The 6,572-nt window shown below is 42.8% G+C and carries 7 protein-coding genes; 5 read left to right on the top strand and 2 right to left on the bottom strand.

Annotated features, from left to right (window positions below; genetic code table 11):
- Positions 1–459: 459 nt before the first annotated feature.
- Both trhA and AALA56_RS06785 read right to left on the bottom strand, forming a co-directional pair.
- Complete coding sequence (gene trhA / locus AALA56_RS06790) at positions 460–1,116, bottom strand: PAQR family membrane homeostasis protein TrhA (RefSeq protein WP_369909345.1); 657 nt, start codon at positions 1,114–1,116, stop codon at positions 460–462.
- Positions 1,085–1,549: a DUF1836 domain-containing protein gene (locus tag AALA56_RS06785; RefSeq protein ID WP_369909344.1), complete on the bottom strand. Its 465-nt coding sequence runs from the start codon at positions 1,547–1,549 to the stop codon at positions 1,085–1,087. The genes trhA and AALA56_RS06785 overlap by 32 nt, the downstream gene beginning before the upstream one ends.
- Positions 1,550–1,797: 248 nt before the next feature.
- Here AALA56_RS06785 and murB point away from each other — a divergent pair, with 248 nt between their 5' ends.
- The 5 genes from murB to AALA56_RS06760 are packed head-to-tail and all read left to right on the top strand — an operon-like array spanning position 1,798 to position 6,499.
- Positions 1,798–2,703, top strand: coding sequence for a UDP-N-acetylmuramate dehydrogenase (murB, locus tag AALA56_RS06780; RefSeq protein WP_369909343.1), 906 nt, complete (start codon positions 1,798–1,800; stop codon positions 2,701–2,703).
- 24 nt (positions 2,704–2,727) lie between these two features.
- The gene (locus tag AALA56_RS06775; RefSeq protein WP_164683248.1) at positions 2,728–3,882 is read left to right on the top strand and encodes an ABC transporter ATP-binding protein; all 1,155 of its coding nucleotides are present in this window, start codon (positions 2,728–2,730) and stop codon (positions 3,880–3,882) included.
- Positions 3,866–4,660 (top strand): ABC transporter permease, encoded by a 795-nt coding sequence (locus tag AALA56_RS06770; protein WP_369909342.1) that lies wholly within the window; start codon positions 3,866–3,868, stop codon positions 4,658–4,660. Before AALA56_RS06775 ends, AALA56_RS06770 begins: the two co-directional genes overlap by 17 nt.
- Positions 4,657–5,433: an ABC transporter permease gene (locus AALA56_RS06765; protein WP_369909341.1), complete on the top strand. Its 777-nt coding sequence runs from the start codon at positions 4,657–4,659 to the stop codon at positions 5,431–5,433. Before AALA56_RS06770 ends, AALA56_RS06765 begins: the two co-directional genes overlap by 4 nt.
- A complete protein-coding gene (locus AALA56_RS06760; protein WP_369909340.1) occupies positions 5,426–6,499 on the top strand; it encodes an ABC transporter substrate-binding protein in 1,074 nt (357 codons plus the stop codon). The genes AALA56_RS06765 and AALA56_RS06760 overlap by 8 nt, the downstream gene beginning before the upstream one ends.
- The last annotated feature ends 73 nt before the right edge of the window (positions 6,500–6,572 follow it).

The following is a 6,572-nucleotide window of genomic DNA, read 5'->3' as shown; positions in this document are numbered from 1 at the left end:
CTTACTCAGTCATCCTAATAATAAAGGATAATGACAAAACTGTCAAGGCTGAGCAAGAAAAAATGTTCAGTCTTTTTGTTTACAACTCGGTAACAAGTTCTCCTTTTTCATACAGAATTGTCTATTCTAAAAAATTCTACCACATACAAATGCAACAAGTATATTGACAATTGTATCAAAATGAGAGATAATAGATAATGAAAAAGGGAAAGGTTGTACGAGTGCAATCAAACACCTCTTTAGCTAGGCTTGTTTTTGGGAGAACGGTCTAGCTAAGGTATAGTTCTCTATACCAAGTGTTGACTAGTGATGGGACTTGTCTCTTCACAACTGAATAGGCTTCCTCGTTTTTAAAGTCTATTATCATGTTACGGGAGTATAACCCCTCTAAAGTCGTTAAAGTTCCATCCTTAACGGCTTTTTTTGTGCCAAAAAATAAAGCTTGGGAAATATCCAAGCTTATAGCATGTAGTAGACAATGCCGATATATTGTAGAGCTGAAGCAAGCAAGATAAAGAGGTGCCAAATCATATGGTCGTAAGGGCGCTTTCTAGCATAAAAGATAGCACCGATGGTGTAGCATAAGCCACCTGCTAACATCAAAAGCCAAAAGGCCAAGCCTGTCTTTGTCACAATAGCAGGGACAATAAAGACTGCCAGCCACCCCATCATGAGATAGAGAAAGAGACTAAATTTTTCATTGATATTTTTAGCAAAAATCTTATACAAAATCCCAAAGATAGTCGTTCCCCACTGCAGGATGATAATAGCGTAACCTAGCCAGCCACCGACAAGGGATAGTGCCACAGGCGTGTAACTACCAGCAATGGCGATGTAAATCATCGAGTGGTCAATAATACGCAAGACGTACTTTTGAGGCGAATTATAGGACATGGAGTGGTAGATAGTTGACGACAAAAACATGAGAAATAAGCTAATCACAAAGATAGACATACCAATAGAGGCTGCTAGACCGTACTGCTGGTAGCTATAAGAGGCTGTGATAGGCAGCAGGATAAGCATCAAGAGGCTTCCGATAGCGTGAGTGACACTGTTTGCGACCTCTTCCCCAAAGGTTAGTTGTTTACTCAGTTTCACGGTTTGTGTTGGGCTCATACTCTTCTCCTTCTAGGTTTTGAACCAGTTTCTGTGTGTGGTCATAGAGTTTTAGCGTTTGACAAGCTGAGATGACAACCTCAGGCAGTCCACTTGTTTCTTGCTCATTCATGCAAGCCACAAAGCCGTTATAGCTTTCTTTGGACTGGTCATTAGCAGTTAGTATGGTTAAGGTTTGGCTGATTTCTTGGATAGAAAAGACGTTTTTTAAAGCAGTAATCGCAATCAAACGTGCCAAATGTTTGCGGTTGTATTTTTTCTTGATTGGTTTTGTGAGTTGTTCGTGTTTGACATAGTTGTTAACCATTGAAGCGGTTAGCCCCTTGTCACTTGGAATATTATGCTGCGTGACTTGATTGACATAGAGCAATACCTGATCGAGATAGAGATCAATAGCTGGCAACTCATCCCAACTCGGGTAGTGATAAGTCATAATATAAAAACACCTCTCATCTAGTATTGATAACTAGATTATATAATTATCAAAAGCAAAAGTCAAGTCAAAATGGCAGAATTGTCGCATAAAAGTTCAAAATGTAACAATAGAATAATAAGGCAGACTTTGGAAAGGTATAGCATGAATTGCTTTTTTTTGCTATAATGTGTGTAGGTATTTCTACCTGTATGAGAATAAAAAATGAAGGAAAGCTGAGACAACTGTCCCAGCTACTTTAGTGTCAAATGCTTAATAAACTACATGAAGATTTAAAGGGAATTGATATTCGTATTGATGAACCTTTGAAAAAGTATACTTATACCAAGGTTGGTGGACCAGCGGATTTTTTGGCTTTTCCTAGAAACCGCTACGAACTCTCGCGCATTGTTCGTTTTGCCAATCAAGAAAATATTCCGTGGATGGTGCTAGGAAACGCTAGCAACCTTATCGTGCGTGATGGGGGCATTCGTGGTTTTGTCATTATGTTTGACAAGCTAAATACCATCACTGTTGACGGCTACATCATTGAGGCTGAAGCAGGTGCCAATCTGATTGAGACGACACGTGTTGCTCGTTTCCACAGCTTAACTGGTTTTGAGTTTGCCTGCGGTATTCCAGGCAGTATCGGCGGCGCCGTTTATATGAATGCTGGCGCTTATGGTGGCGAGATTGCGCATATCCTAGTCTCTGCTCAAGTGCTTAGTAAAGCTGGTGAAGTGCGCACTATAGACGCTCGTGAGATGAAGTTTGGCTACCGCCACTCTATCCTGCAGGATGAGGGCGATATTGTCATCTCTGCTAAGTTTGCGCTAAAACCAGGAGACTACACGCTGATTAGCCAGGAGATGGATCGTCTGACGCATCTGCGTCAGCTCAAACAGCCGCTTGAATATCCGTCCTGTGGTTCGGTCTTTAAGCGTCCTGTTGGGCATTTTGCAGGGCAACTCATCAGCGAAGCAGGTCTACAAGGCGTGCGTGTCGGTGGTGTTGAGGTGAGTAAGAAACACGCTGGTTTCATGGTCAATATCGCAGAAGGTACTGCAAAAGATTATGAAGACTTGATTGCACAAGTAATTGCAACTGTTAAGGAAAAATCTGGTGTCATACTAGAACCAGAAGTTAGAATTATTGGAGAAAGTGAGAGCGATTAGTGCTCTGTGGAGGTTTTATGTCAAGTGACTAATCCTATTATTTCATTTAAACATGTGTCAAAGGTTTTTGAAGATAGCGGGACAGTTGTCCTAAAGGACATCAACTTTGAGTTGGAAGAAGGAAAATTTTACACTCTTCTTGGGGCGTCTGGAAGCGGGAAATCAACGATTTTAAACATCATCGCAGGTCTCCTAGACGCTACTTCTGGAGATGTGTACTTAGACGGCAAGCGTATCAATGATATTCCTATCAATAAACGGGACGTGCACACCGTCTTTCAGAACTACGCTCTCTTTCCGCACATGACGGTTTTTGAAAATGTCGCTTTTCCCTTAAAATTGCGTAAAGTGGACAAAAAAGAAATCAAAGAGCGTGTCACAGAAGCGCTCAAGATGGTGCGTCTTGATGGGTTTGAAAAGCGAGCCATTCAAAAATTGTCTGGCGGGCAGAGGCAACGTGTCGCTATCGCTCGTGCCATCATCAATCAACCAAAGGTTGTCCTACTTGATGAGCCGCTGTCTGCGCTTGATTTGAAGCTAAGAACGGAAATGCAGTATGAACTGCGTGAGTTGCAGCAGCGCCTTGGTATTACCTTTGTCTTTGTCACGCATGACCAAGAAGAAGCGCTCGCCATGAGTGACTGGATTTTTGTCATGAATGACGGTGAGATTGTCCAGTCAGGGACACCTGTTGACATCTACGATGAGCCGATTAACCATTTTGTGGCGACCTTTATCGGAGAGTCCAATATTATTGCAGGCAAGATGATTAAGGACTATCTGGTGGAGTTCAATGGACAGCAGTTTGAGGCGGTTGACGGTGGTATGCGTCCCAATGAGCCTGTTGAGGTGGTCATCCGCCCGGAGGACTTGCAAATCACATTGCCAGATGAGGGCAAACTCAGAGTTACTGTTGACACCCAGCTCTTTCGAGGGGTGCACTATGAGATTATCGCTTATGATGAGCTTGGCAATGAATGGATGATTCACTCGACTAGAAAAGCCATCGAGGGCGAGGTTATCGGACTTGACTTCACTCCTGAGGACATCCACATCATGCGTCTCAATGAAACTGAGGAAGAGTTTGACGCTCGTATCGAAGAATACGTTGACCTTGAGGAGCCAGAAGAAGGGCTCATCCACGCCATTGAGGAGGAGCGTCATGAAGAAAACCTCTAGTCTTTTTTCGCTTCCTTACCTTCTGTGGCTCTTTCTCTTTGTCTTATCTCCTGTGGCGCTTATCATCTGGACATCGTTTTTTGACATTCAAGGGCGTTTTACGCTAGATAATTACAAGACTTTTTTTAGCTCTTGGACTTATCTGCTTATGAGTGTCAATTCTGTTCTTTATGCGGGGATTATTAGCCTAGTGACGCTTGTCATCAGCTACCCAGCAGCCTATGCGCTGACCAAGTTTAAGCACAAGCAGTTGCTGCTCATGCTGGTTATTTTGCCCACTTGGATTAATTTATTGCTAAAAGCTTACGCCTTTATGGGGATTTTTAGCCAGCAGGGCGGTATCAATCAGTTCTTAAATTTCATCGGTATCGGCTCAAAGCAGCTGCTCTTTACTGACTTTGCCTTTATCTTTGTGGCGAGCTACATCGAGTTGCCTTTTATGCTGTTGCCTATCTTCAATGCGCTGGATGATATTGACCAAAATCTCATCAATGCCAGCTACGATCTTGGCGCCAATAGCTGGCAGACTTTTAGAAAAGTCATTTTTCCTTTGTCACTCAATGGTGTCAGAAGTGGTGTGCAGTCTGTTTTTATCCCCAGTCTCAGCCTTTTCATGCTGACACGCCTCATAGGGGGCAATCGTGTCATTACGCTTGGGACAGCTATTGAACAGCACTTTTTGACCACGCAAAATCGTGGAATGGGTTCAACCATCGGTGTGATTTTAATTCTCGCCATGGTTGTCGTGATGTGGTTGACAAAGGAGCGAAAACGATGAAAAAACTAGCACATTTTTATTTGGCATTTGTCTTTATCATCCTCTACATCCCTATTTTTTACTTGATTGTCTACTCGTTTAATAAGGGAGTCGACATGAATGGCTTTACAGGGATTACTTTTGAGCATTATAAGGATATGTTTTCAGACAGTCGCTTGATGTTGATTTTGTTGCAGACCTTTTTCTTGTCCTTTCTAAGTGCTCTGTTAGCGGCTGCTATTGGGACTTTTGGTGCTATTTGGATTTATCAAGTCAAGCAAAAACGCCAACAAACTTTGCTGTCCCTCAATAACATCCTCATGGTGGCACCTGATGTTATGATTGGGGCGAGCTTTCTTTTGCTATTTACAGCGCTTGGTTTTCAGCTGAGTTTTGTTTCAGTATTGCTGAGTCACATCGCCTTTTCCATACCGATTGTGGTCTTGATGGTGCTACCTAGACTCAAGGAGATGAATGCCGCCATGATTCATGCGGCTTATGATCTTGGGGCGACCACTTGGCAGATGTTGCGTGAGGTCATGTTGCCTTATCTGACACCAGCTATCATCTCTGGCTTTTTCATGGCATTTACCTACTCGCTAGACGACTTTGCAGTGACTTTCTTTGTCCAAGGAAACGGCTTCTCAACCTTGTCTGTTGAGATTTACTCACGAGCAAGACGTGGGATTTCGCTAGAAATCAATGCCCTCTCGACTATTGTTTTTCTCTTTAGTATCTTGCTAGTCATTGGCTACTATTATATCGTCAGAGAAAGAGAGGACAAGCATGCGTAGATTGTATTCCTTTATTTTAGGTATTGTAGCGGTTATTGTTCTACTTTTTGTTGGCATGACCATCATGGAAAAGACGACTAGTTCTAGCGCCCAGTCGGACAAGCTAGTCATCTATAACTGGGGGGACTATATCGACCCTGCCTTGATTACCAAGTTCACCAAAGAGACAGGTATCGAGGTGCAGTATGAGACCTTTGACTCTAACGAAGCCATGTACACTAAGATTAAGCAAGGTGGGACAACATATGACTTGGCGGTTCCTAGTGATTACATGATTGACAAGATGATTAAGGAAAATCTGCTCATCAAGCTGGACAAAAAGCGTATCAAGAGTTTGGAAAATATCGGCACTGAGTTTCTTGGTAAGAGCTTTGATACCAATAACGACTATTCTATTCCTTACTTTTGGGGGACAGTCGGTATTGTTTACAATACCAAGCTGGTCAAGACTGCACCCAAGCACTGGGATGACTTGTGGGATAGTAGCTATCGCAACAGCATTCTCCTAGTTGACGGAGCTCGTGAAGTTATGGGCGTTGGGCTCAACTCTCTAGGCTACAGTGTCAATACCAAAAATATGACTGAACTCAAGCAAGCTCTAGCGAAATTGCAAAAACTCACACCAAATATCAAGGCGATTGTTGGTGACGAAATGAAAGGCTATATGATACAAGGGGACGCTGCTATTGGTGTGACTTTCTCTGGCGAGGCAAGTGAAATGCTGGAGTCCAATCCAGACCTGCGCTACATCGTCCCAAGCGAAGGCTCAAACCTCTGGTTTGACAATCTAGTCATCCCTAAAACAGTTAAGCACAAAGACCAAGCCTATACCTTTATCAACTTTATGCTAAAACCTGAAAATGCTGCGCAAAATGCAGAGTATATCGGCTATGCGACACCTAACCAAGCCGCTAAAAAACTCCTGCCAAAAGCGCTCCAAGAAGATAAGGCATTCTATCCCGACCAGTCCACTATCAACCACCTAGAAGTCTACGACAATCTAGGACTCAAGTGGCTGGGCATTTACAACGACCTCTATCTGCAGTTTAAAATGTATCGCAAGTAAGAAGAAGCAAGAAGAACATCTTGCTTCTTTTTCATATCAAACTAAAAAAATCCTTAAAATATTGTTTAAAGAT

It is taken from the genome of Streptococcus hyointestinalis, from assembly GCF_041225505.1.
Classification (GTDB): Bacteria; Bacillota; Bacilli; order Lactobacillales; family Streptococcaceae; genus Streptococcus; species Streptococcus hyointestinalis_B.
Note: the sequence above shows the minus strand (reverse complement) of the source record. Positions and strands in the feature narration are given on the sequence as shown.